Annotated in this window: 19 protein-coding genes, 5 tRNA genes and 1 pseudogene; 24 read left to right on the top strand and 1 reads right to left on the bottom strand. The window is 40.4% G+C overall.

What is annotated here, in order from left to right; translation table 11 throughout:
* Positions 1–45: 45 nt before the first annotated feature.
* From EZJ28_RS06315 to EZJ28_RS06345, 7 genes and pseudogenes are all read left to right on the top strand, one after another.
* Positions 46–738 (top strand): SGNH/GDSL hydrolase family protein, encoded by a 693-nt coding sequence (locus tag EZJ28_RS06315; protein ID WP_131396060.1) that lies wholly within the window; start codon positions 46–48, stop codon positions 736–738.
* A gap of 52 nt (positions 739–790) precedes the next feature.
* Positions 791–2,074, top strand: a complete 1,284-nt coding sequence (locus tag EZJ28_RS06320; protein ID WP_131396062.1) for a DUF2851 family protein — start codon at positions 791–793, stop codon at positions 2,072–2,074.
* 9 nt (positions 2,075–2,083) lie between these two features.
* Entirely contained in the window at positions 2,084–2,314 is a 231-nt protein-coding gene (locus EZJ28_RS06325; protein ID WP_131396064.1) for a PspC domain-containing protein, read from the top strand.
* A complete protein-coding gene (locus EZJ28_RS06330; RefSeq protein WP_131396065.1) occupies positions 2,311–3,321 on the top strand; it encodes a TrkA family potassium uptake protein in 1,011 nt (336 codons plus the stop codon). The genes EZJ28_RS06325 and EZJ28_RS06330 overlap by 4 nt, the downstream gene beginning before the upstream one ends.
* Before the next feature lie 146 nt (positions 3,322–3,467).
* Positions 3,468–5,557, top strand: a pseudogene (locus EZJ28_RS06335) (amino acid carrier protein).
* Positions 5,558–5,570: 13 nt separating this feature from the next.
* Positions 5,571–6,437 carry a helix-hairpin-helix domain-containing protein gene (locus EZJ28_RS06340; protein WP_131396067.1) on the top strand — a complete coding sequence of 289 codons (867 nt, stop codon included), beginning with the start codon at positions 5,571–5,573 and terminating at the stop codon, positions 6,435–6,437.
* Positions 6,438–6,521: 84 nt separating this feature from the next.
* The gene (locus EZJ28_RS06345) at positions 6,522–7,688 is read left to right on the top strand and encodes an acyl-CoA dehydrogenase family protein (protein WP_131396069.1); all 1,167 of its coding nucleotides are present in this window, start codon (positions 6,522–6,524) and stop codon (positions 7,686–7,688) included.
* 82 nt (positions 7,689–7,770) lie between these two features.
* On the opposite strand, the gene EZJ28_RS06350 is transcribed toward EZJ28_RS06345, so the two are convergent.
* Positions 7,771–8,655: an MBL fold metallo-hydrolase gene (locus EZJ28_RS06350; protein WP_131396071.1), complete on the bottom strand. Its 885-nt coding sequence runs from the start codon at positions 8,653–8,655 to the stop codon at positions 7,771–7,773.
* Positions 8,656–8,805: 150 nt separating this feature from the next.
* On the opposite strand from EZJ28_RS06350, the gene rpsU reads away from it, so the two are divergent.
* The 17 genes from rpsU (at position 8,806) to rpoC (ending at position 23,965) form a co-directional block, all read left to right on the top strand.
* Positions 8,806–9,000, top strand: coding sequence for a 30S ribosomal protein S21 (gene rpsU / locus EZJ28_RS06355; RefSeq protein ID WP_131396718.1), 195 nt, complete (start codon positions 8,806–8,808; stop codon positions 8,998–9,000).
* Positions 9,001–9,092: 92 nt separating this feature from the next.
* On the top strand, positions 9,093–9,980 hold the full coding sequence (locus tag EZJ28_RS06360) for a tyrosine-type recombinase/integrase (RefSeq protein WP_131396073.1): 888 nt from the start codon (positions 9,093–9,095) through the stop codon (positions 9,978–9,980).
* 34 nt (positions 9,981–10,014) lie between these two features.
* Positions 10,015–10,317 carry a ribosome hibernation-promoting factor, HPF/YfiA family gene (gene hpf, locus EZJ28_RS06365; RefSeq protein WP_131396075.1) on the top strand — a complete coding sequence of 101 codons (303 nt, stop codon included), beginning with the start codon at positions 10,015–10,017 and terminating at the stop codon, positions 10,315–10,317.
* Between the two features lie 103 nt (positions 10,318–10,420).
* Positions 10,421–10,494: transfer RNA gene (locus EZJ28_RS06370), tRNA-Thr, on the top strand.
* A 200-nt stretch (positions 10,495–10,694) separates the two neighbouring features.
* Positions 10,695–10,777: transfer RNA gene (locus tag EZJ28_RS06375), tRNA-Tyr, on the top strand.
* Between the two features lie 122 nt (positions 10,778–10,899).
* Positions 10,900–10,972: transfer RNA gene (locus EZJ28_RS06380), tRNA-Gly, on the top strand.
* Positions 10,973–11,209: 237 nt separating this feature from the next.
* Positions 11,210–11,281, top strand: a tRNA-Thr gene (locus EZJ28_RS06385).
* Between the two features lie 57 nt (positions 11,282–11,338).
* Positions 11,339–12,526, top strand: coding sequence for an elongation factor Tu (gene tuf / locus EZJ28_RS06390; protein WP_131396077.1), 1,188 nt, complete (start codon positions 11,339–11,341; stop codon positions 12,524–12,526).
* 58 nt (positions 12,527–12,584) lie between these two features.
* Positions 12,585–12,657: transfer RNA gene (locus EZJ28_RS06395), tRNA-Trp, on the top strand.
* Positions 12,658–12,676: 19 nt separating this feature from the next.
* The gene (secE, locus tag EZJ28_RS06400; RefSeq protein ID WP_131396079.1) at positions 12,677–12,874 is read left to right on the top strand and encodes a preprotein translocase subunit SecE; all 198 of its coding nucleotides are present in this window, start codon (positions 12,677–12,679) and stop codon (positions 12,872–12,874) included.
* A gap of 12 nt (positions 12,875–12,886) precedes the next feature.
* Positions 12,887–13,438 carry a transcription termination/antitermination protein NusG gene (gene nusG / locus EZJ28_RS06405; protein WP_131396080.1) on the top strand — a complete coding sequence of 184 codons (552 nt, stop codon included), beginning with the start codon at positions 12,887–12,889 and terminating at the stop codon, positions 13,436–13,438.
* 73 nt (positions 13,439–13,511) lie between these two features.
* Positions 13,512–13,949: a 50S ribosomal protein L11 gene (gene rplK / locus EZJ28_RS06410; protein WP_084839964.1), complete on the top strand. Its 438-nt coding sequence runs from the start codon at positions 13,512–13,514 to the stop codon at positions 13,947–13,949.
* Positions 13,950–13,968: 19 nt separating this feature from the next.
* Positions 13,969–14,667, top strand: a complete 699-nt coding sequence (rplA, locus tag EZJ28_RS06415) for a 50S ribosomal protein L1 (protein WP_131396082.1) — start codon at positions 13,969–13,971, stop codon at positions 14,665–14,667.
* 9 nt (positions 14,668–14,676) lie between these two features.
* Entirely contained in the window at positions 14,677–15,198 is a 522-nt protein-coding gene (rplJ, locus tag EZJ28_RS06420; RefSeq protein WP_131396084.1) for a 50S ribosomal protein L10, read from the top strand.
* A 59-nt stretch (positions 15,199–15,257) separates the two neighbouring features.
* Positions 15,258–15,635: a 50S ribosomal protein L7/L12 gene (rplL, locus tag EZJ28_RS06425; protein WP_131396086.1), complete on the top strand. Its 378-nt coding sequence runs from the start codon at positions 15,258–15,260 to the stop codon at positions 15,633–15,635.
* Between the two features lie 130 nt (positions 15,636–15,765).
* Positions 15,766–19,578, top strand: coding sequence for a DNA-directed RNA polymerase subunit beta (gene rpoB / locus EZJ28_RS06430; protein WP_131396088.1), 3,813 nt, complete (start codon positions 15,766–15,768; stop codon positions 19,576–19,578).
* An 85-nt stretch (positions 19,579–19,663) separates the two neighbouring features.
* Positions 19,664–23,965 carry a DNA-directed RNA polymerase subunit beta' gene (gene rpoC, locus EZJ28_RS06435; protein ID WP_131396090.1) on the top strand — a complete coding sequence of 1,434 codons (4,302 nt, stop codon included), beginning with the start codon at positions 19,664–19,666 and terminating at the stop codon, positions 23,963–23,965.
* The last annotated feature ends 2 nt before the right edge of the window (positions 23,966–23,967 follow it).

Below are 23,967 nucleotides of genomic sequence, written 5' to 3' on the forward strand. Positions count from 1 at the left end.
CAGAATCGCCTGAAATGAGCTATTTTCAGATCATAAAAAATGATCATGAAGAAATTTTACTTAAGTCTGCTTAGTGTTTTAGTTCTATCCTGCAGCTCTACAATGGATGTCAGGAATAATGAAGAACCGGAAGATCCCAAGTATACTTACCTTGCTCTGGGCGATTCCTATACTATTGGTGAGAGCGTGGTGGAAACTCAGCGATGGCCGGTACAGCTAGCTGAGCAACTGAGGGGAAGAGGGTATAAAATGGCAGCTCCAAAAATCGTGGCAAAGACAGGATGGACCACGGGTGATCTTTTGAGGGGTATGGAAAATGAGCTTGATGTACAGAGAGACTTTGATCTGGTTTCCATCTTAATAGGGGTGAATAACCAGTATCAGGATAAACTGGAAACCGAATATGAGGAAGAATTGCGGCAAGTTTTCAGAAAGGCTATTAACCATTGTAAAACCCGTGAAAAAGGAGTTTTTGCAGTGAGTATTCCTGATTATGGGTACACACCTTTTGGAGCTTCAGACCAGGAAGAGATCAGTGAGGAAATTGACAGGTTCAATTCGATATTTAGGAGAGTGGCTGAAGACTTTGAGGTGGACTTCTATAATATTACTCCTATATCAAGGGACGCAGGAAATAATCCCGATCTTATTGCCAGTGATGATCTTCATCCAAGCGGTCTTATGTATCGGTATTGGGTAGATTATTTTGTTAATCAGGTAGCGGAAAAATTACCATGATAAATTTTGTATCTGTCGTATTATCAAATAGTTAATTTGATACATTTGATGGATGCGGGAAGAATTTTTATACCATGTATGGAAGTTTCAGAAGTTTAATTCTGAAGCATTGAATACCTCCCAGGGAGAACCCCTGCTGGTGCTACATCCCGGCACCTATAATGATCTTTCAGGCCCCGATTTCTTTAATGCCAGAATTCAGATAGGAGATCAGCTCTGGGCAGGGAATGTAGAGATACATTCAAAATCCTCACACTGGTATCTTCACAAACATGAAACCGATAGAAATTATGATAATGTGATCCTGCACGTGGTGTGGGAGCATGACGCTGATATTTTTAGAAAAGACGAATCTGTAATTTCCACTCTAGTATTAAATGATAAAATAAGCCAGGATATTCTCGCATCTTATGAAGAATTACTGGAGAAAAAACATTTCAAAATTAATTGTGAGAAGTCTTTTTCAGGGTTTGATGACTTTATGGTCGAACACTGGCTGGAAAGATTATATTTTGAAAGGCTGGAAAGCAGGTGTCTTCAGGTAGACAAAATTCTTGGTTCTATGGGCAATGACTGGGAAGCCACGTTGTTTAGAATGCTATGTAAAGCTTTTGGATTAAATCATAATGGTGAGGCTTTTATGGCGATGGCCAGTAGTTTCGATTTTAGGTTAGTAAAGAAACTTGGAGGTGATAGATCGCTCCTGGAAGCTCTGTTTCTTGGACAGGCAAAGCTCCTGGAAGGAGAAGATAAATATGCTGAAGAGCTTAAAAGGGAATATGATTTTCTGAAACATAAGTTCTCCTTGCGGAATGAAGCGGTGCTGAGACCACAATTTTTCAGACTAAGACCTGATAATTTTCCGAATATAAGGCTTGCGCAGTTAGCTTCTTTATACTCAAAGAATAAGAATCTGTTTCAATGTATGATTGAAGCTTCTAATTTGAAAGATCTTTATGATCTATTTGATATTGAAATCTCGGAATACTGGAATCGGCATTATAATTTTGGAAAGATGCATTCGGCGAGAAAAAAGAAATTAAGCGATTCTTTTATAAATCTACTCATTATTAATTGTGTCCTGCCAGTTAAGTATTCTTATTCTAAATTTAGAGGACAGAGTGATGAGGAAACACTTCAGAAAATTGTCTCAGGTCTCCCGGTTGAACGGAATTCTGTAATTGGTCTGTTTAATGAATTGAGACCGGGAACGGCTCAAAATGCATTGCATTCACAGGCGCTTTTGGAGCTGAAAAAGCAATATTGCGATATAAATAAGTGTCTCTATTGCGAATTGGGTGCTTCCTTATTAAGAAAATCTCCCAAATACGTTTAAATTTGTAGTATGACGACTCTTGTTTCCAACATAAGATACTATTTGGAAAGACATGGCTTTTATGTTTCTTCCCGAATGGCCGATAAACTTGGTATGAGGGCAAAGAATGTAAGATTGTTCTTTATTTACGCTTCATTCTTTACCATGGGAGCTGGCTTTATCGTTTATCTTACCCTCGCCTTCTGGCTTAAATTAAAAGACCTTATCTATACCAAGCGAACTTCGGTATTCGACCTATGAGAAAGTTGATCGATTCAAGAATTAAACTTGCTATTCTGCTCATCATTCTGGTGTTTTTCATCGGAGTTGTAGGTTTTAGATTTCTGTATGATTATTCCTGGGTGAATGCTCTTTATATGACGATCATTACGATTAGTACTGTTGGTTATGGAGAAGTACAGCCTATGGGTACGTATGGGAAGATCTTCACCTCACTTTTTATACTTGCCGGACTTTTTATTTTTGGTTTTGGCCTATCAACCATTACCGAACATATCTTGAATAAAAACAATATTGGTAATCTAAAGCGTAACAGAATGAAAAAGAGAATAGATTCTTTTAAAGATCACATTATCGTTTGTGGATATGGCCAGAATGGAAAGCAGGCTGCTCAGAAACTGGTTGATTACCGAAAGGAGTTTGTGGTGATAGATGATAATGAAGAAGTGTTTCAGGGGATTGAAGATAACGGACTGCACTACCTAATAGGCAATGCCACCGAAGATGAGGTGCTTGCCAGTGCAGGAGTGGATAGGGCTTCAACTTTGATTTGCGCTCTTCCCAGGGATGCCGATAACCTTTTTATAGTGCTTTCTGCCCGGCAACTCAACAAGGACCTTAAAATCATTAGTCGAGCGACTGAGGAGAACAGTTATAAGAAATTGAAACTGGCTGGAGCAGATAACGTGATCATGCCAGACAGGATTGGGGGTAGTCATATGGCCTCTTTGGTGGTTGTCCCGGACCTGGTGGAATTCCTGGATAATCTCTCGGTTTCCGGTCAGCAGGATAGCATAAATGTAGAACAGATCCCCTTTGCCAAGGTGTGTGCGGATGGAAGGGAAAAGACCATTGCCGAGACTGACATAAGAAAACGCACTGGCTGTTCTATAATTGGATATAAATCCCCGTCGGGAAATTATGTGGTGAATCCCGAACCCGGTCTTAAACTTGAAAAGGATTCAAAACTGATCATGATAGGCAGGCCGGAACAAATTGAGAGTTTGAAGAAGTTCTATGCCGTCTGATTAAATTTATTGTGGATTTGGTTGTTTATCGGTATTTTCATTAACAATTAATTCACAATTTAACTCCCAAAAGTTTGAAATAGCCTAATTTTTTAGCATATTCACCCGCTGTAATTTTAACGTTAAATTAATAACCGAAATTCTATATGAGAAAGTATTTGCTTTCAATGTTCTTTTTATTGTCATTTTTTGGGCTTTCTGCACAAGAATTGAATGTAAAAGCTAAAGTTGGTAACCCTTCTAATGTAATCAATAACGGGTTTATAGAGCTCAATGTTACAGGAGGTACCCCTCCATATCAGTATAAATGGTCTAATCAAGCCACAAGTCTCACTTCTAACAGGTCTGAAGGCCTTACTGAAGGCGTGCCATATACTGTGGTTGTTACAGATAGTGAAGGAAATTCTGTACAAAAAGAATTTACGGTAGAGGCAGAGGCTATTACCGAGCATTTTAATGGAACATTTGCTCCAATAGTGGCCGGAATGGGAAGTGTTCTTTTCTGGGATCCTTTTTCTGCGATCGGTATTTACGATCCGGTTGTTTATGCCGATGTTAAAAGAATAGAAGCTCCCCAATGGAATGCTCAGGAGGATGCCAAATTCGTTCTTAAAGAATGGAAGGTGGCCGAAGGAGAGCATGTTGAAGAAGGAGATCTTGTTGCAGTGGTATCAAAGAATAATGAAGATATCAATGCATATGCAAACGCAACAGGGACTTTGAAGCATTTCCTAGATGAAGGAGATGTTATTTATAATTCTGAAAATAAGGCTCATATAATTGAACAGGGGGCTCAGTATTTTGCGAGTATCCAGTACGATGAGCCGGTGGCCTTACTACATCCTAACGGGGACCCTCAGCAAAAGAATATCCCTTTTATCGTAGTATGGCTTGTTTTAGGAGCCTTGTTCTTTACTCTTCGACTAGGCTTTATAAATATCAGGGGATTCAGGCATTCGTTACAGCTTGCTAAAGGTAAATTTGATGATCCAAACGCCCCAGGGCAGGTAACTCACTTCCAGGCGTTGGCAACTGCGGTTTCGGGAACTGTAGGTCTTGGAAACATTGCCGGTGTGGCCGTAGCTATATCTCTTGGAGGAGCCGGAGCTACCATGTGGATGATCGTAGCAGGATTGCTTGGTATGTCTTCTAAATTTGTGGAATGTACGCTTGGTGTAAAATATAGATTTATCAATTCTGAGGGCCGTGTGTTTGGTGGGCCAATGAACTACTTAAGATATGGTCTCGAGAAAAGAAATAAAAGAGGCCTCGGGAAATTCCTGGCGGCTTTCTTCGCTATTCTGGCTATCGGAGCTTCTTTTGGTGGAGGTAATATGTTTCAGGCTAACCAGTCTTTCTCAATTCTTGCCGGAGAGTTTCCAATGCTTGTTGGAAACGGATTCTGGTTTGGGGTTGTAGTTGCGATCTTCGTTGGAATTGTGATTATCGGAGGTATTAGTAGTATTGCGAAGGTAACCGGTAAGATCGTGCCAATTATGGCCGCGATCTATGTTCTTGGAGCTTTTGTGGTGATTGGCGTGAATATTGAAAATTTAGGGCCTGCCTTTGCGGCTATCTGGGACGGAGCATTTAGTCCAAGTGCGCTTAAAGGTGGAATAATAGGAGTGTTAATAGTAGGCTTCCAGCGTGCCGCGTTCTCGAACGAGGCCGGTGTTGGTTCTGCCGCGATCGCTCACTCTGCAGCGAAAACCAATCATCCCCCTTCTGAAGGTTTCGTTGCTTTACTTGAGCCTTTTATCGATACGGTAGTAGTTTGTACCCTTACAGCTCTGGTACTTATCTTTACAGGTATGCATGAAGTTGAAGGGGTTGGAGGAGTTGAGCTTACATCTACTGCTTTTGGTAGTGTGATCTCATGGTTCCCATACGTCCTGGCAACGGCAGTTTTCCTTTTTGCATTCTCAACGATGATCTCATGGTCATATTACGGAATGAGAGCATGGACCTATCTCTTTGGAAAAAGTAAGAAAACGAGATGATTTATAAATCTCTTTTCCTTGTATTCGTAGTGGTAGGAGCTTCTGTTAGTTTAGGAGCGGTTCTGGACTTTTCAGATATGATGATTCTTGCAATGTCTTTCCCTAATATTATTGGATTGTACATTATGATTGGTGAAGTAAGCGACGACCTCAAGGAATATTCTCACCGGCTTAAGAAAGGTGAGTTATTTCAGAAGCCCGCTAAATCTAAAGCCCAAAAGGCCGAGGTTTCCTAGACCTTTCTGAAAAATGAAATTTCTAAAATCCCATTTTGCACTTTCACGAAGTCAGCAAAATGGGGTTTTTGTATTAGTAGGTCTGATAATCATTTTTCAGGTGATCCTCTTTTTTGATTTTTATCCTGAAGATACATCCGAGCCTGTTCCTGAAGCGCAGATCGAGGCATACGCAAAACAGCTTGATTCTTTAAACAGTATAAGCCCTGGGAAAAAGGATACACTATATCCTTTCAATCCTAATTTTATAACAGATTTCAAAGGCTATGAACTTGGAATGAGCGTGGAAGAAATAGACAGGATTTTGGCCTACAGGGAAAAAGGAAAGTGGATCAATTCTACTGAAGAGTTTCAGAAGGTTACAGGAGTCTCAGATAGTTTAATGAAAGTTGTAGGCCCTTCCTTCAGGTTTCCTGAATGGGTGAGGGGAAGGCCCGCTGCTCCCACAAATTTTTCAAAATCTACCAGTGAAACGGTAGCTTTGGCCGACCTTAATTCAGCTACGGCCGAAGATCTGAAGACAGTTAACGGAATAGGGGATGTGCTCTCTAAGAGAATCGTCAAATATAGGCAGAGCATAGGAGGATTTAGATCCCATATTCAACTTAATGACGTATACGGTCTTTCCCCTGAGGTGGTTGGGAATATCCTTCAGCGATTTGAGATACAGACTGCCCCGGATATAAAGTTAAAGAATATCAATACGATTGGGGTAGATGAAATGTCAGACTTACCCTATTTCAATTACGATCTTGCTCAAAAAGTGATCACTTACCGCAGGCTCAATGAGGGTATCACATCTTTTGAGGAATTGATAAAAATCGAAGGTTTTCCTTCCGATAAAATCGACAGAATTAAATTATATTTGGCCTTGCAATGAAATTCTGGGAAATTTCATTCCAAAATTGAGAATAATTTATTGAGAGATTGATTGTCTTTAGATATCAGTCAAAACAGCTTGAAAATGAGTAGATATTTTACAGAGGAGCACGAACTGTTTAGGAAAAGTTTTAAAGAATTCTTGCAGAAGGAGGTGGTACCTCATATAGAGAAGTGGGAAGAGACCGGAACCATAGAGCGCTTTATTTGGAAGAAATTTGGCGAGATGGGTTATTTTGGTCTGGAACAGCCTGAAGAATATGGTGGTTTGGACCTGGACCTGTTCTATACGGTGATATTTCTTGAAGAATTACAAATGATCAATTCCGGAGGATTTGCTGCAGCTATGTGGGCGCATGCTTATTTAGCCATGACTCATCTTAAGTATGAAGCTAGCCACGAGTTGAAGGAAGCTTATCTTACCCCGGCTATTGAAGGAGAGAAAATAGGATGTCTTTGTATATCTGAACCATTTGGTGGTTCTGATGTTGCAGGGATGAAGACCACAGCGATCAAAAAAGGGGATAAGTATATAGTGAATGGCTCCAAGACATTCATCACAAATGGTGTCTATGCCGATTTCTATGTGGTCGCTGCCAAGACCGATCCCGAAAAAGGTAATAAGGGGATGAGTATTTTTCTTATTGATAAGAAGGAGAAAGGTATTTCAGCTACTAAACTCAACAAATTAGGATGGAGAGCTTCAGATACAGCAGAAATTGCGTTCGACAATGTGGAGGTTTCTGCCGAAAATCTGCTGGGTGAGGAAGGGAAAGGCTTTAATTATATAATGCAGCATTTTGCGATGGAAAGACTTATTATGGGGATAAATGCGCATGCGCGATCTGAGTTTGCTCTTGAATATGCAATGGGATATATGAAAGAACGGGAGGCTTTTGGGAGAACTCTTGATAAATTCCAGGCTTTAAGACATTCGGTTGCCGAAATGGCGAGTGAGATTGAGATGATGAAAGAATTTAATTATTCGGTGGCCCAAAGACTTAATGATGGCGAGTATGTGGTGAAAGAAGCCAGTATGTCTAAATTACTTTCAACCAAGATAGCAGATGAGGTTATTTATAAATGTCTCCAGATGCTTGGAGGTTATGGCTATATGGAAGACTATCCTATGGCACGTTTATTCCGTGATAGCAGGTTGGGGCCTATTGGCGGGGGAACATCAGAAATCCTTAAAGAGATTATCGCCAAAATGGTACTAGATAATAAAGAATATAAGCCAGCTGCAAAATAGAATTTTGGCGAAATATAGATTCCTATTCGCCAAAATGGTATTAGATAATAAAGAATATAAAAATTATATCAGGCCCGGGACTCTATTCCCGGGCTTCTTTTTTTAGGTCATCATAAAACGTCTTTCTGATCTTAGGTCCCGAAATGAAAGAATCCTTCATTTCTTCATCTGTATGGAATTTCCCGGTAAGGCTTTCATCGTTGACGATCTCTTCCTCACTTTTCCCTTCATTAATCGCCTTTAAAATATTATCTCTGATTTCCTCCAGCATTTTCATGTATGCTTCATATTCTGCATAAGTAGCGATCTTACCATGGCCCGGAATGATCCTGGTGTTTTCATTTATCAGGGACAATCCGGTTCTGGCAGCTTCTATATCTCCCTTTACTGAGCCACCACTTTCTAGATCTATATAAGGAAATCTTCCGTTAAAAAAAGTGTCGCCGGTATGTAAAACATTGCTCTGGGGGAAATATATTAAAGCATCCCCATCTGTATGAGCATTATGAACATGTGCGACTACAATATCATTGCCGTTAATATGGAGACTCATATTCTGATCAAAGGTAACCACTGGTAATCCATCCATTCCTAATTCTTCATTATTCTTCATTCTTTTCCTGACATTCTCATGAGCGAAAATAAGAGCACCTTCTTCCTGGAAATTTACATTTCCTCCCACATGATCGCCATGATGGTGAGTATTTACCAGGAATTTCACAGGCTGGTCACTCAGGGACTTTATTTTGTCCATTATCTTTTGAGATAGAGGCGCAAACTGATCATCTATCATAAACACGCCGTCCTCTCCGGTCAGGATACCAATGTTTCCGCCAGCTCCTGTTAACATATAAACATCCTTGTTTACAGGGATGATTTCAATTTCGACATTATCAAAATCCTGAAAGGCTAAAACAGAAGAGTAGCTAAATAGCAGGAATAGGAAAATGGAAGTAAAATTTTTCATAGTTCATATTTTTAGAAGCTTAATTTACAGAAAATTATAATATAGGGCGGGTATAAAAGCTTACAATGAAATATCTCAAATAAATATTGGCAGATAATTAAAATGAGTTATCTTTGCAGCCGATTCCAAAAGAAAGGAGGTGATGACACTATGTTAATTATACCAGTTAAAGACGGAGAAAATATAGATAGAGCTCTTAAGCGTTTTAAGCGTAAGTTCGATAAAACCGGAACTATGCGTCAGCTAAGAGATCGTCAACATTTTACAAAACCTTCTGTTGAAAGAAGAGCACAGATCCAAAAGGCTCAGTACATTCAGCATTTGAGAGACGCAGAAGATATCTAGTATCTCGTGAAGCGATTGTAAAATCAGTCGACAATAATATTGAACTGTTGATAGATTAAAGTTTACTAACTTTGTTTATCAACAGTTTTTTTATGCCCTTTTCTGCCTTTCTAGACTATCTTCAGCTCGAAAAGAATTATTCTGCTCATACAGTGAAGGCGTATGCGACAGATTTGCATGAATTCCAGCGTTTTCTGCAAGAATCTTTTGGGGAAGAGGATCTTCAGGTTGTGAATTATTCCCAAATTCGAAGCTGGATAGTTCATCTTTCGGAAAATGAAATCTCCAATCGTTCCATAAACAGGAAGGTCTCTTCCTTAAAAGCTTATTATCGATTTCTGCTAAGAATCGGTGAAATAGATTATTCTCCTTTGACTAAACATAAGGCGCTCAAGACTGCTAAAAAAGTTCAGGTTCCTTTTTCTGAAGATGAGATCATCCGGGTGCTTGAAAATATTGATGATTCCACTTTTGAAGGAATTCGGGACAGGTTCGTGGTAGAATTGTTTTATTCAACGGGCATCAGGCGCATTGAGCTTATTGAAATCAAACTAAGCGATCTGGACCTTGCTTCGGGTGTTTTGAAGGTGCTTGGAAAAAGGAATAAGGAAAGATATATTCCGCTGATAACCTCTGTAAAGAATACAGCGGTGAAATACCTTGAATTCAGGAAAGAAAAGATCCCTTTAGATTGTTCCTATCTCTTTTTGACTTCCAAAGGAGAGAAACTATATGAAAGTTTTGTTTATAGAATTATAAATAATTATTTTAGTGAGGTATCTGGTAAACTAAAAAAGAGTCCGCATATCCTGCGGCATTCGTTTGCCACTCATTTATTGAACCAGGGTGCTAATCTAAATGCGGTAAAAGAATTGTTGGGTCACTCCAGTCTGGCGGCGACCCAGGTCTACACTCATAACAGCATTGCCGAGCTTAGCAAGATCCATAAACAGGCACACCCCAGGAACAATAAGAATTAACTTAATCTTTTTGTTTAATTAAATTCTACTGAATATGAAAGTAAATCTGCAGTCCGTAAACTTCAATGCCGATCAGAAACTGATTGACTTCACTCAAAGAAAACTTGATAAACTGGAAACCTATTTTGATAAGATTATTTATGCCGATGTTTACTTTAAAGTTCAAAATACGAGCGGCAAGGAGAATAAAATAACTGAGATTTTACTAAGTGTACCAGGTGGAGATATAATGGTAAAGAAAACCTGTAATAAATTTGAAGCCTGTGTGGATGAATGTGTTAATTCTTTACAGCGACAACTCATTAAAAGGAAGGAAAAAATGAGCGCCCATGTTTAGCTGATTTTTTTGGAAATTATTTTTTGATAAAGGAATAATTTATATACATTTGCAGTCCGTTAGAAATAGCGGACTTTTTTATGTTGAAAAAGTGGCTTTAAAGGCCGATGTAGCTCAGCTGGCTAGAGCAGCTGATTTGTAATCAGCAGGTCGTGGGTTCGAGTCCCTCCATCGGCTCTTGAAATACTGAAATAGTAAAATTTGGGAGAATTTTGAATATTTAAAACGCTAGGTTTTAAGCTGTTAAAATTTTCTTCTTAAAATTTGAAATAAATGCTTTGGATGGTGCTTCAAATTTACTTTAATTTGCAGCCGTTTTAAAAACCATCATGAAGCTTAGTCGAAAGACTACGGTTCTATGAAATAGTGATGAAATTGGGGAGATACTCAAGCGGCCAACGAGGACAGACTGTAAATCTGTTGGTTTTTACCTTCGCAGGTTCGAATCCTGCTCTCCCCACAAAGATTTTTTTGAAAATCGCGTAGAAAATTCATTTTCTTAAGCGATTTGAGAATAAAATCTTGGTAAGGGTTTACCCTTACGGGATCACCAAATGAAATGCGGTAATCCTATAAAAGAATGCGGGAGTAGCTCAGTTGGTAGAGCGTCAGCCTTCCAAGCTGAATGTCGCCGGTTCGAACCCGGTCTCCCGCTCTAAGCAGTATATTATCACGCTACAGGCGTGATTTTCGGCTGCATATAAATTAAGATCAGGATATTCCCCGGTCAATAGGAATGGGTAAAATTAAAGGTTTTCCAGCCTTTTCATTTTTTACTTTATTCTTTAGATTATCCAGTATGGGTTATATCGGCGCTGTACCTCGATCCTGATTTTCCATAAACCGATATAGGTTTATGGTTGTTGCTGTTTAAAAAACAGTAGGTTTTTAGGCCGACGTAGCTCAGGGGTAGAGCGTTTCCTTGGTAAGGAAGAGGTCACGGGTTCAATTCCCGTCGTTGGCTCTAGTTTTGTATAAAATTGAACACTAATATATAACTAAGATTAAATAAGTATTAATTATGGCAAAGGAAACTTATGATCGTTCCAAACCGCACCTTAATATTGGTACAATTGGACACGTAGATCACGGAAAAACTACTTTAACTGCGGCTATTACTAAGGTTTTAGCTGATGCTGGATATTCAGAGGCTAGTGCTTTTGATCAAATTGACAACGCTCCTGAAGAAAAAGAAAGAGGTATTACTATTAACTCTTCACACGTAGAGTATGCGACAGCAAACCGTCACTATGCTCACGTTGACTGTCCTGGTCACGCCGATTATGTTAAGAACATGGTAACTGGTGCTGCTCAGATGGACGGTGCTATTCTTGTTGTTGCTGCGACTGATGGTCCTATGCCACAAACTCGTGAGCACATCCTTCTTGGACGCCAGGTGGGTATCCCAAGAATCGTAGTGTTCTTGAATAAAGTTGACCTTGTGGATGATGAGGAGCTTCTTGAGCTAGTTGAAATGGAAGTTAGAGATCTTCTTTCTTTCTACGAGTATGATGGTGATAATGGTCCTGTAATTTCAGGTTCTGCACTTGGAGCTCTAGAAGGAGATGAAAAATGGTCTAAGACTGTACTTGAGCTTATGGAGGCTGTTGATAGCTGGATTGAACTTCCAGAGCGTGATGTAGATAAGCCTTTCTTGATGCCGATTGAGGATGTATTCTCTATTACTGGTCGTGGTACTGTTGCGACTGGACGTATCGAAACTGGTGTTGCTAACACTGGAGATCCTGTAGAGATCATTGGTATGGGAGCTGGAAAACTTACTTCTACTATTACTGGAGTTGAGATGTTCCGTAAGATCCTAGATAGAGGTGAAGCTGGTGATAACGTTGGTATCCTTCTAAGAGGTATCGAGAAAAATCAGATCTCTCGTGGTATGGTAATTACTAAGCCAGGATCTGTAACTCCTCACGCTAAATTTAAAGCCGAGGTTTATATCCTTAAGAAAGAAGAAGGTGGACGTCACACTCCATTCCACAATAACTACCGTCCTCAGTTCTACGTACGTACAACTGACGTAACGGGAACTATCAGTCTGCCTGATGGAGTTGAAATGGTAATGCCTGGTGATAACCTAACTATTACAGTAGAGCTTATCCAGCCAATTGCAATGAATGTTGGACTACGTTTCGCAGTACGTGAAGGTGGTAGAACAGTAGGAGCTGGTCAGGTAACTGAGATACTAGACTAAGAATTGTTTTAATATAAAAAGGTATCCCGTGAAGAGCGGGATGCCTTCACTTATATTTACGGGTTTAGCTCAGTTGGTAGAGCACTGGTCTCCAAAACCAGGTGTCGGGAGTTCGAGTCTCTCAACCCGTGCAAATATTTTTAAAGGAAAATGGCAGGAATTGTTAATTACATATCAGAATCGTATAACGAGTTAAAAAACCACGTTACCTGGCCAACCTGGACAGAAGCGCAAAAACTTACAGTTCTTGTAGCGGTTTTTTCGATTATATTTTCATTGGCAATTTGGGGTGTTGATACACTGTTTAGCGGTGCTATTGAGCAATACTTCGAATGGGTTAAATCATAAATTATAACGGCAATGGCGGAAGCAAAGGATAAAAAATGGTATGTGGTTCGTGCCGTTAGCGGACAGGAGAACAAGGTTAAGGACTATATTGAGAAAGAAATCGCTCATTTAGGACTTGAAGACTTTGTTGAGCAGGTTCTGGTTCCTACCGAAAAGGTTATCCAGATTAGAAATGGAAAAAAGGTAAATAAAGAAAGAGTTTACTTTCCAGGATATGTTATGATTCAGGCTAACCTTGGAGGGGAGATTCCTCATATTATAAAGGGTATTAACGGAGTAATAGGTTTTCTTGGTGAAACAAAAGGAGGAGATCCTGTGCCGCTTAGGAAATCTGAGGTGAACAGAATGTTAGGTAAAGTAGATGAGCTTTCTGTGAAGTCTGATAATGTTGCAATTCCGTTTACTATAGGAGAGACTATTAAAGTTATTGACGGGCCGTTCAATGGATTTAATGGTACTGTGGAAAAGATAAATGAAGAAAAGCGTAAGCTTGAAGTGATGGTGAAGATCTTCGGAAGAAAAACACCGTTGGAGTTAAGCTATATGCAGGTAGAAAAAGTATAAAAATAACTGTTACATATTTTTTGATAGTTTTTTCAGCTTCCACTCAACAAACTATCACTCAAAAATTTGAAAAATGGCAAAAGAAGTAAGTAAAGTTGTAAAACTACAAGTTCGCGGAGGTGCTGCTAACCCATCACCACCAGTTGGACCTGCTTTGGGTGCTGCCGGGGTAAACATCATGGAATTCTGTAAGCAATTCAATGGTAGAACTCAGGATAAGCAAGGAAAGGTACTGCCAGTTGTGATTACTGTTTATTCAGATAAGTCTTTTGATTTTGTTATCAAAACTCCACCTGCAGCAGTACAATTGATGGAAGCAGCTAAGACTAAGAAGGGTTCTGGCGAGCCTAACAGAAAAAAAGTAGCAAGTGTTTCTTGGGATCAGGTTAAAACAATTGCAGAAGACAAAATGCAGGATCTTAATGCATTTACCATAGAATCTGCAATGAAAATGGTTGCCGGAACAGCTCGTTCGATGGGAATAACTGTAAAAGGTGATGCACCGTTTTAATCCAAAAAGAAATTAGAAAATGGCAAAATTAACTAAAAAGCAAAAAGAAGCTCAGGCCAAGATCGAAAATGGGAAGACCTATACGGTTGCCGAGGCTTCAGCTTTGATAAAAGAAGTTTCCAACGAAAACTTTGACGCTTCTGTAGATCTTGCGGTTCGTTTGAACGTAGATCCAAGAAAAGCAAACCAGATGGTGAGAGGTGTGGTAACGCTTCCTCATGGAACTGGTAAAGACGTTAAGGTTTTGGCGCTTGTAACTCCAGATAAGGAAGAAGAAGCAAAAGAAGCTGGTGCCGATTACGTTGGATTAGATGAATACCTTGATAAGATCAAAGGTGGCTGGACTGATGTTGATGTGATCATCACTATGCCTAGCGTTATGGGGAAACTTGGACCATTAGGACGTGTTCTTGGACCAAGAGGTTTAATGCCTAACCCAAAGACAGGTACTGTGACTATGGATATCGCAAAGGCAGTTTCTGATGTGAAAGCTGGTAAAATCGATTTCAAGGTTGATAAAACCGGAATTGTACACGCTGCAATTGGAAAGGCGTCTTTCGATGCTGAAAAGATCGCAGGGAATGCAAGAGAATTATTAACTACGCTGGTAAAATTGAAGCCTCAGGCCGCAAAGGGTGTTTATATGAAGAGTATTCATATGTCTACCACTATGAGCCCGAGCGTGGCGATAGATACTAAAAGGTTTACTGAGCAATAAAATTAGGTTATGACAAGAGAAGAAAAATCACAGGTTATAGAAAATTTAACTGCCCAGTTAGCCGAGACAAATACTATCTATTTGGCTGACATTTCTGGCCTTGATGCCGGAAGTACTTCTAACTTACGTAGAGCTTGTTTTAAAGCTAATGTGAAGTTATCGGTAGTTAAAAATACGTTGCTCGCTAAAGCTATGGAAGCCACCGAAAAAGATTTTGGTGACCTTTCAACAGTTTTAAAAGGCAATACCTCTATCATGCTTTCTGAAACCGGAAATGCTCCGGCGAAAGTTATTAAGGAATTTAGAAAGAAATCTGACAAGCCTCTACTTAAAGGAGCTTTTGTAGAAGAAGCGGTTTATGTAGGCGATAATTATCTTGAAACACTTGTTAACATCAAGTCTAAAGAAGAAGTTATCGGGGATATTGTTGGACTACTTCAATCTCCTGCCAAGAATGTTGTTTCAGCACTTAAATCAGGTGGTGGAAAACTTGCGGGAATCCTTAAGACTCTTTCAGAAAAAGAGGGATAATATAGTACGCACTTTTTAACAATTATAAATTTTAAAGAACTTTTTAAAAACGATAGAAAATGGCAGATTTAAAAGATTTCGCAGAACAATTGGTTAACTTGACCGTAAAAGAAGTAAACGAGTTAGCTGATATTTTAAAAGAAGAATATGGCATTGAGCCTGCTGCTGCTGCAGTAGCTGTTGCTGGTGGTGCTGCCGCTGGTGGTGGTGAAGAAGCTGAGGAGCAATCAGAATTCGACGTAATTCTTACCGCTCCAGGTGGATCTAAACTTGCAGTAGTTAAACTTGTAAAAGAACTTACAGGTCTTGGACTTAAAGATGCTAAAGAACTAGTTGACGGTGCTCCTAAGCCAGTTAAGGAAGGAGTTGCTAAAGACGAAGCTGAAGCTCTTAAAAAGCAATTAGAAGAAGCAGGAGCTGAGGTTGAGCTTAAATAAGCTTGACGAAAGCAATATTATTTAGGTTTAGGCCTCAGGATATGCTCCTGAAGGTCTAAACCCTTTTGCGTATATAGAGCCTAAGCTCTTTTCGCACTTATTTTTACATAAATTATAATCCCGTCCATTGATGTTAGCAAAGCAAACTGAAAGATTGAGTTTCTCTTCTGTGAAGAACAAGCCTGCATATCCGGACTTCCTGGATTTGCAGATTAAGTCGTTTCAGGACTTCTTCCAATTGGAAACCAAATCAGAAGAACGGGGAAATGAAGGTCTTTACAACACCTTCATGGAAAATTTCCCCATTACGGACACCCGTAATCAATTTGTACTAGAATTCTTAGATTATTTTGTGGACCCGCCAAGATATTCCATCCAGGAATGTATCGAGCGCGGACTAACTTACAGTGTACCGCTTAAAGCGAGACTTAAGCTATACTGTACCGACCCTGAACACGAAGATTTTGAAACCATCGTACAGGACGTATACTTAGGGACTATCCCTTATATGACGCCGAGTGGTACCTTTGTTATTAATGGTGCCGAGCGTGTAGTGGTTTCTCAGTTACACCGTTCACCGGGGGTATTCTTTGGACAGTCTTTCCATGCCAATGGAACAAAATTATATTCAGCCCGTGTAATTCCTTTCAAAGGATCATGGATTGAATTTGCTACCGATATAAACAGCGTAATGTACGCATATATCGATCGTAAGAAAAAATTACCTGTTACCACGCTTTTCCGTGCTATCGGATTTGAGCGTGATAAGGATATTCTGGAGATCTTTGACCTTGCTGAAGAGGTGAAAGTTTCCAAATCTGGACTTAAAAAAGTCCTTGGCCGCAAACTTGCTGCCCGTGTATTGAACACCTGGTATGAAGATTTTGTTGATGAAGATACAGGAGAGGTTGTTTCAATTGAAAGAAACGAGATCGTCTTAGATCGTGACACAGAGCTTGAAAAAGAGCATATTGAAGAGATCCTTGAAACCGGAACTAAAACTATTCTTCTTCATAAAGAGGATAATTCTACCGGGGACTACGCGATCATTCATAACACTTTACAAAAGGACCCTACCAACTCCGAAAAGGAAGCGGTAGAACATATCTATCGTCAGCTTCGGAATGCTGAACCGCCAGATGAGGAAACTGCTCGTGGAATTATCGACAAGCTTTTCTTCTCAGATCAACGTTACAGCCTTGGAGAAGTAGGTAGATATAGAATGAACAAAAAACTTGGTCTTGATGTTGAGATGGATAAGCAGGTGCTTACCAAAATAGATATCATAACCATTGTTAAATATTTAATTGAGCTAATTAACTCAAAAGCTGAGATCGATGATATTGATCACCTTTCTAACCGTCGTGTTAGAACTGTAGGTGAACAGTTGTCTCAGCAGTTTGGTGTTGGTCTTGCACGTATGGCAAGAACCATCCGTGAGAGAATGAACGTGCGTGATAACGAGGTGTTTACTCCAATTGACTTGATCAATGCGAAGACATTATCTTCTGTGATCAACTCTTTCTTCGGAACAAACCAGTTATCTCAGTTCATGGACCAGACCAACCCTCTTGCAGAGATCACGCACAAGCGTAGACTTTCGGCACTAGGACCAGGTGGTCTATCCAGAGAAAGAGCAGGTTTCGAGGTACGTGATGTTCACTATACTCACTACGGAAGACTTTGTCCGATTGAAACTCCTGAAGGACCAAACATTGGACTTATCTCTTCACTTTCGGTTTATGCGAAGGTTAACGGAATGGGCTTCATTGAAACACCATACCGTACAGTTACTGACGGAAGAATAAACATTTCCGAAGAACCGGTATACCTTAGCGCTGAAGAAGAAGAAGGTAAAAAGATAGCTCAGGCTAACATCCCATTAAAAGATGACGGTACTATAGAAAATGATAGGGTTATTGCCCGTATGGAAGGTGACTTCCCGGTAGTGGATCCAAAAGAGGTTCATTATACCGATGTTGCACCAAACCAGATCTCTTCTATTTCAGCTTCATTGATTCCATTCCTGGAACATGATGATGCGAACCGTGCGCTGATGGGATCTAACATGATGCGTCAGGCTGTACCTCTTCTAAGAGCTGATTCTCCTATCGTTGGAACAGGTCTTGAAAGACAGGTTGCTACAGATTCACGAGTACTTATCAATGCTGAAGGTGAAGGTGAAGTAGAATATGTAGACGCTAATAAGATTGTTATTAAGTACGATCGTACTGATGAGGAAAGAATGGTAAGTTTTGACGATGATTCCAAGACTTACGAACTCATCAAGTTTAGAAAGACCAACCAGGGTACCAGTATCAACCTGAAGCCTATCGTTAGAGTAGGTGACAGGGTTACTAAAGGTCAGGTGCTTTGCCAGGGTTATGCAACCGAAAATGGAGAGCTTGCACTTGGTAGGAATATGAAGGTTGCCTTCATGCCTTGGAAAGGTTATAACTTTGAGGATGCGATCGTGATTTCAGAAAAAGTGGTAAGAGATGATATTTTCACCTCTATCCATATAGATGAATACTCACTTGAAGTAAGAGATACCAAACTAGGTAATGAAGAATTGACCAACGATATTCCAAACGTTTCGGAAGAGGCTACAAAAGACCTTGATGAGCACGGAATGATCCGCGTTGGTGCTGAAGTGAAACCCGGGGATATCCTTATTGGTAAGATCACTCCTAAGGGAGAAAGCGATCCTACTCCAGAAGAAAAACTTCTTCGTGCGATCTTTGGTGACAAGGCCGGTGATGTGAAAGATGCTTCATTGAAAGCTTCTCCATCATTGAGCGGTGTTGTTATTGATAAGAAATTGTTCGCGAGAGCTATTAAAGATAAGCGTAAGAGAGCACAGGATAAAGAAGATGTTGCAGCACTTGAGAAGAAATATGATGCGAAATTCGCACTGTTGAAATCTCAACTGGTTGAAAAACTCTTTGCTATTATTGGTGGTAAGACAGCTCAGGGAGTATCTAACGACCTTGGAGAAGAAGTTCTTCCAAAAGGTAAGAAGTATACTCTTAAGATGCTTAACGCTGTAGACGATTATACTCACTTAACAAGTGGTACATGGACTACAGATGATCACCTTAATGAGCTTGTTGCAGATCTTATCCATAATTACAAGATCAAGGAAAATGATCTACAGGGTAATCTTAGAAGAGAGAAATTTACCATTTCTGTTGGAGATGAGCTTCCATCAGGAATTCTTAAACTGGCTAAAGTTTATATCGCTAAGAAACGTAAGCTGAAAGTTGGTGATAAGATGGCAGGACGTCACGGTAACAAAGGTATTGTTGCACGTATCGTTCGTCAGGAGGATATGCCATTCCTGGAAGACGGGACTCCGGTTGATATCGTGTTGAACCCACTTGGTGTACCATCACGTATGAACATCGGTCAGATCTATGAAACAGTTCTTGGTTGGGCAGGTCAGAAATTAGGTAAGAAGTACGCTACTCCTATTTTTGATGGTGCTACTATCGATGAGATCAATGAGCTTACCGATGAGGCTGGAATTCCAAGATTCGGTCACACTTATCTTTATGATGGTGGTACCGGTGAAAGATTTGACCAGCGTGCAACGGTTGGTGTGATCTACATGCTTAAGCTTGGTCACATGATCGACGATAAGATGCACGCCCGTTCTATTGGACCATACTCACTTATTACCCAGCAGCCGCTTGGTGGTAAGGCACAGTTTGGAGGTCAGAGATTTGGTGAGATGGAGGTATGGGCACTTGAAGCCTATGGAGCATCCAGCACTCTTAGGGAAATCTTAACCGTGAAGTCTGATGACGTGATCGGAAGAGCTAAGACCTATGAGTCAATTGTGAAGGGTGAGCCAATGCCTGAACCAGGATTACCAGAATCTTTCAATGTATTAATGCATGAATTGAAAGGTCTTGGATTGGATATTAAATTAGAAGAATAAAGAGTCACCAGTATGCGGTAAGCAGTATTTAGTAATGATTTACTCAATACTGCTTACTAAAACTGATTACTAGATAAAAAGTATTATGGCTAGAAATAATGATAAAAATACAGTACAGAGGTTCAACCAGATCTCTATAGGTTTAGCTTCTCCAGAGTCCATCCTCGCGGAGTCTCGTGGTGAGGTGCTAAAGCCGGAAACCATCAACTACCGTACGCACAAACCTGAGCGTGACGGATTGTTCTGTGAGCGTATTTTTGGTCCTGTGAAGGATTATGAGTGTGCCTGTGGAAAATACAAAAGGATCCGATATAAAGGGATCGTTTGTGACCGTTGTGGTGTAGAGGTTACCGAGAAAAAGGTACGTAGGGATCGTGTTGGTCACATTAACCTTGTTGTGCCTGTAGCTCATATCTGGTATTTCCGCTCGCTGCCTAACAAAATTGGTTATTTGTTAGGGCTTCCTTCCAAGAAGCTGGACATGATCATCTACTACGAAAGATATGTAGTGATCCAGCCAGGTATCGCGAAGGATGAAGATGGAAAACCATTAAAGAAAATGGACTTCCTTACTGAAGAAGAATATCTGAACATTTTAGATGAACTTCCTCAGGAGAATCAGTATTTAGAAGATAGCGACCCCAATAAATTCATCGCGAAAATGGGTGCTGAATGTCTTATCGAGATCCTTAAGAGAATAGATCTTGATGAGCTTTCATACGAATTAAGACATAAAGCTAACAACGAAACTTCCAAGCAACGTAAGACAGAAGCTCTTAAAAGACTTCAGGTTGTGGAAGCTTTCCGTGATGCTAACGCAAACCGGGAGAACCTTCCGGAATGGATGATCATGAAAGTGGTTCCTGTAATTCCACCGGAATTAAGACCACTTGTACCTCTTGATGGTGGGCGTTTCGCAACTTCAGACCTTAATGATCTTTACCGTCGTGTAATTATCCGTAATAACCGTCTGAAGCGTTTAATGGAGATCAAAGCTCCTGAAGTGATCCTGCGTAATGAAAAACGTATGCTTCAGGAATCGGTGGATTCATTGTTCGATAATACAAGAAAATCATCAGCAGTTAAAACTGATTCTAACCGTCCGCTTAAATCACTTTCAGATTCATTGAAAGGTAAACAGGGACGTTTCCGTCAGAACCTGCTTGGTAAACGTGTTGATTATTCTGCACGTTCGGTGATCGTTGTAGGACCAGAATTGAAGATGTTTGAGTGTGGTCTTCCAAAGAACATGGCAGCCGAGCTTTACAAGCCTTTTATCATCAGAAAACTGATCGAAAGAGGTATAGTAAAGACTGTGAAATCTGCTAAGAAGATCATCGATAAAAAAGAACCTGTAGTTTGGGACATACTGGAGAACGTATTGAAAGGACATCCGGTATTATTGAACCGTGCCCCCACGCTTCACCGTTTGGGTATCCAGGCATTCCAGCCTAAACTAATTGAAGGTAAAGCAATTCAGCTTCACCCACTGGCATGTACCGCATTCAACGCCGACTTTGACGGTGACCAGATGGCGGTTCATTTACCACTTGGGCCAGAAGCTATACTTGAAGCACAGCTATTGATGCTAGCTTCTCATAACATATTGAACCCTGCAAACGGTTCGCCTATTACTGTACCATCTCAGGATATGGTGCTTGGTCTTTATTATATGACCAAACACAAGAAATCTACTGAGGAGGAACCTGTAAAAGGTGAAGGACTTACTTTCTATTCTGCAGAGGAGCTTGTTATAGCTTACAACCAGAAGAGAGTAGACCTTAACGCGGGAATCAAAATCAGAACTAAAGATTATAACGAAAAGGGAGAACTGGTTAACCAGATCATTGAAACCACTGTAGGTAGAGTTTTATTTAATGAAGCTGTACCTGAAAAAGCAGGATATATCAATGAGGTACTTACTAAAAAATCCCTTCGTGAGATCATAGGTAAGATCCTTAAAATTACCAGTGTACCTGAAACTTCTGAATTCCTTGACGAGATTAAACAACTTGGATATGGATTCGCATTCCGTGGTGGACTTTCCTTCAGCTTAGGTGATATTATCATCCCTGAAGAGAAACAGGCTATGATCGATGAAGCCAATGAGCAGGTTGAAGGTATCATCGGTAACTATAACATGGGTCTTATTACGAATAACGAACGTTATAACCAGGTTATTGATATCTGGACTTCTACCAATGCGGGTCTAACCGAATTGGCTATGAAACGTATCCGTGAAGATAAGCAAGGATTCAACTCCGTATATATGATGCTTGATTCCGGAGCTCGTGGTTCTAAAGAACAGATCCGTCAGCTTACCGGTATGCGTGGTCTTATGGCCAAGCCTAAGAAATCTAACTCTGGTGGTGGTGAAATTATCGAGAACCCGATTCTTTCTAACTTTAAGGAAGGTCTTTCGATTCTTGAATACTTTATCTCTACTCACGGTGCTCGTAAAGGTCTTGCAGATACCGCACTTAAAACGGCCGATGCTGGTTACCTAACCCGTCGTCTGGTAGATGTTTCTCAGGATGTTATCGTAAATGAAGATGACTGTGGAACTCTAAGAGGTGTTGAAGTTAGACCGCTTAAGAAGAACGAAGAGATCGTTGAATCACTTGGAGAAAGAATTCTTGGACGTATCGCACTTAATGATGTGATCAATCCATCGACTGATGAAGTTATTGTTGCTTCCAATGAAGAGATTACCGAAGAAATAGTAGCACAGATAGATGAAGCGCCGATTGAAAGTGTGGAAGTACGTTCTCCGCTTACTTGTGAGGCGAAGAAAGGTATCTGTATCAAGTGTTACGGTCGTAACCTGGCCACGAACAAGATCGTTCAGACAGGTGAGGCGGTAGGTGTTGTGGCAGCTCAGTCAATTGGTGAGCCTGGTACACAGCTTACACTTCGTACCTTCCACGTGGGTGGTATTGCTGGTAACATTTCAGAAGAAAATAAACTTGAAGCTAAGTTCAACGGTATTGCCGAGATCGAAGACCTTAAGGTTGTGAAGGGAGAAGCTCCTGACGGAGGTACAGCAGATATTGTTATTTCCCGTACAGCTGAAGTTAAGATCAAGGATAAGAAGACCGGAGTTGTTCTAAGTAATAATAACATTCCTTACGGTGCCCAGATCAATATTGGAGATGGTGCGGAAGTTTCTAAAGGAGACGTGATCTGTACATGGGATCCATATAACGGTGTGATCATTTCTGAATTCGCCGGTAAGATCAAGTACGAAAATGTTGAACAGGGTGTGACTTATCAGGTTGAAATCGATGAGCAGACAGGGTTCCAGGAAAAAGTAATTTCTGAATCGCGTAACAAGAAGCTTATCCCAACCCTTCATATTTTAGGTAAGAAAGATGAAGTGATCCGTTCTTATAACCTTCCTGTAGGTGCTCACCTGATGGTGGACAACGAAGAGAAGATCGGAGTTGGTAAGATTTTGGTGAAGATACCACGTAAATCTTCTAAAGCAGGGGATATTACAGGTGGTCTTCCAAGGGTGACAGAGCTTTTCGAAGCACGTAACCCATCTAACCCAGCGGTTGTATCTGAGATCGATGGTGTGGTATCATTCGGTAAGATCAAGCGTGGTAACCGTGAGATCATCGTAGAATCTAAACTTGGAGAGGTTAAGAAGTATCTTGTTAAGCTTTCTAATCAGATCCTTGTTCAGGAGAATGACTATGTAAGAGCTGGTATGCCACTTTCTGATGGTTCTATTACTCCGGAGGATATCCTAAATATCAAAGGTCCGAACGCTGTACAGCAGTATCTTGTGAACGAAGTTCAGGAGGTATATAGGCTTCAGGGTGTGAAGATCAACGATAAGCACTTCGAGGTTGTAGTACGTCAGATGATGCGTAAGGTTCAGATCGTAGATCCGGGAGATACTATCTTCTTAGAGAATCAGCTGGTTCACAAAGATGACTTCATCGATGAGAATAACAAGCTGTTTGGAATGAAGGTTATCGAAGATGCCGGAGATTCTGAAAACCTTAAGCCAGGAAAAATTATCACTCCAAGAGAACTTAGAGATGAGAACTCTATTCTTAGAAGAGAAGATAAGAACCTTGCAACAGCAAGAGACGTAGTTCCTGCGACTGCAAATCCTGTTCTTCAGGGTATTACCAGAGCTTCGCTGCAAACTAAGTCGTTCATTTCGGCTGCTTCTTTCCAGGAAACAACCAAAGTGCTGAACGAAGCTGCGGTAAGCGGTAAGATCGATGAACTTGAAGGATTGAAGGAAAATGTAATTGTAGGTCATAAGATCCCTGCAGGTACAGGTATGAGAAAGTACGATAGCATCATTGTTGGTTCTAAAGAAGAATTTGACGAAATGCTTGAGAAGAAACAGGAAGTTAACTATAACTAATC

The organism is Gramella sp. KN1008 (genome assembly GCF_004332155.1).
Lineage (GTDB): Bacteria > Bacteroidota > Bacteroidia > Flavobacteriales > Flavobacteriaceae > Christiangramia.

Excerpts from the sequence above, each read along its gene's own strand:
- EZJ28_RS06360 (WP_131396073.1), top strand. The coding sequence starts at position 9,093 with ATGCCCTTTTCTGCCTTTCTAGACTATCTTCAGCTCGAAAAGAATTAT.
- nusG (WP_131396080.1), top strand. The coding sequence starts at position 12,887 with ATGGCGGAAGCAAAGGATAAAAAATGGTATGTGGTTCGTGCCGTTAGC.
- EZJ28_RS06320 (WP_131396062.1), top strand. The coding sequence starts at position 791 with ATGCGGGAAGAATTTTTATACCATGTATGGAAGTTTCAGAAGTTTAAT.
- secE (WP_131396079.1), top strand. The coding sequence starts at position 12,677 with ATGGCAGGAATTGTTAATTACATATCAGAATCGTATAACGAGTTAAAA.
- tuf (WP_131396077.1), top strand. The coding sequence starts at position 11,339 with ATGGCAAAGGAAACTTATGATCGTTCCAAACCGCACCTTAATATTGGT.
- rplK (WP_084839964.1), top strand. The coding sequence starts at position 13,512 with ATGGCAAAAGAAGTAAGTAAAGTTGTAAAACTACAAGTTCGCGGAGGT.
- rpoC (WP_131396090.1), top strand. The coding sequence starts at position 19,664 with ATGGCTAGAAATAATGATAAAAATACAGTACAGAGGTTCAACCAGATC.
- rpoB (WP_131396088.1), top strand. The coding sequence starts at position 15,766 with ATGTTAGCAAAGCAAACTGAAAGATTGAGTTTCTCTTCTGTGAAGAAC.
- rpsU (WP_131396718.1), top strand. The coding sequence starts at position 8,806 with ATGTTAATTATACCAGTTAAAGACGGAGAAAATATAGATAGAGCTCTT.
- EZJ28_RS06330 (WP_131396065.1), top strand. The coding sequence starts at position 2,311 with ATGAGAAAGTTGATCGATTCAAGAATTAAACTTGCTATTCTGCTCATC.
- EZJ28_RS06350 (WP_131396071.1), bottom strand. The coding sequence starts at position 8,655 with ATGAAAAATTTTACTTCCATTTTCCTATTCCTGCTATTTAGCTACTCT.
- EZJ28_RS06345 (WP_131396069.1), top strand. The coding sequence starts at position 6,522 with ATGAGTAGATATTTTACAGAGGAGCACGAACTGTTTAGGAAAAGTTTT.
- EZJ28_RS06340 (WP_131396067.1), top strand. The coding sequence starts at position 5,571 with ATGAAATTTCTAAAATCCCATTTTGCACTTTCACGAAGTCAGCAAAAT.
- rplJ (WP_131396084.1), top strand. The coding sequence starts at position 14,677 with ATGACAAGAGAAGAAAAATCACAGGTTATAGAAAATTTAACTGCCCAG.
- hpf (WP_131396075.1), top strand. The coding sequence starts at position 10,015 with ATGAAAGTAAATCTGCAGTCCGTAAACTTCAATGCCGATCAGAAACTG.
- EZJ28_RS06315 (WP_131396060.1), top strand. The coding sequence starts at position 46 with ATGAAGAAATTTTACTTAAGTCTGCTTAGTGTTTTAGTTCTATCCTGC.
- EZJ28_RS06325 (WP_131396064.1), top strand. The coding sequence starts at position 2,084 with ATGACGACTCTTGTTTCCAACATAAGATACTATTTGGAAAGACATGGC.
- rplA (WP_131396082.1), top strand. The coding sequence starts at position 13,969 with ATGGCAAAATTAACTAAAAAGCAAAAAGAAGCTCAGGCCAAGATCGAA.
- rplL (WP_131396086.1), top strand. The coding sequence starts at position 15,258 with ATGGCAGATTTAAAAGATTTCGCAGAACAATTGGTTAACTTGACCGTA.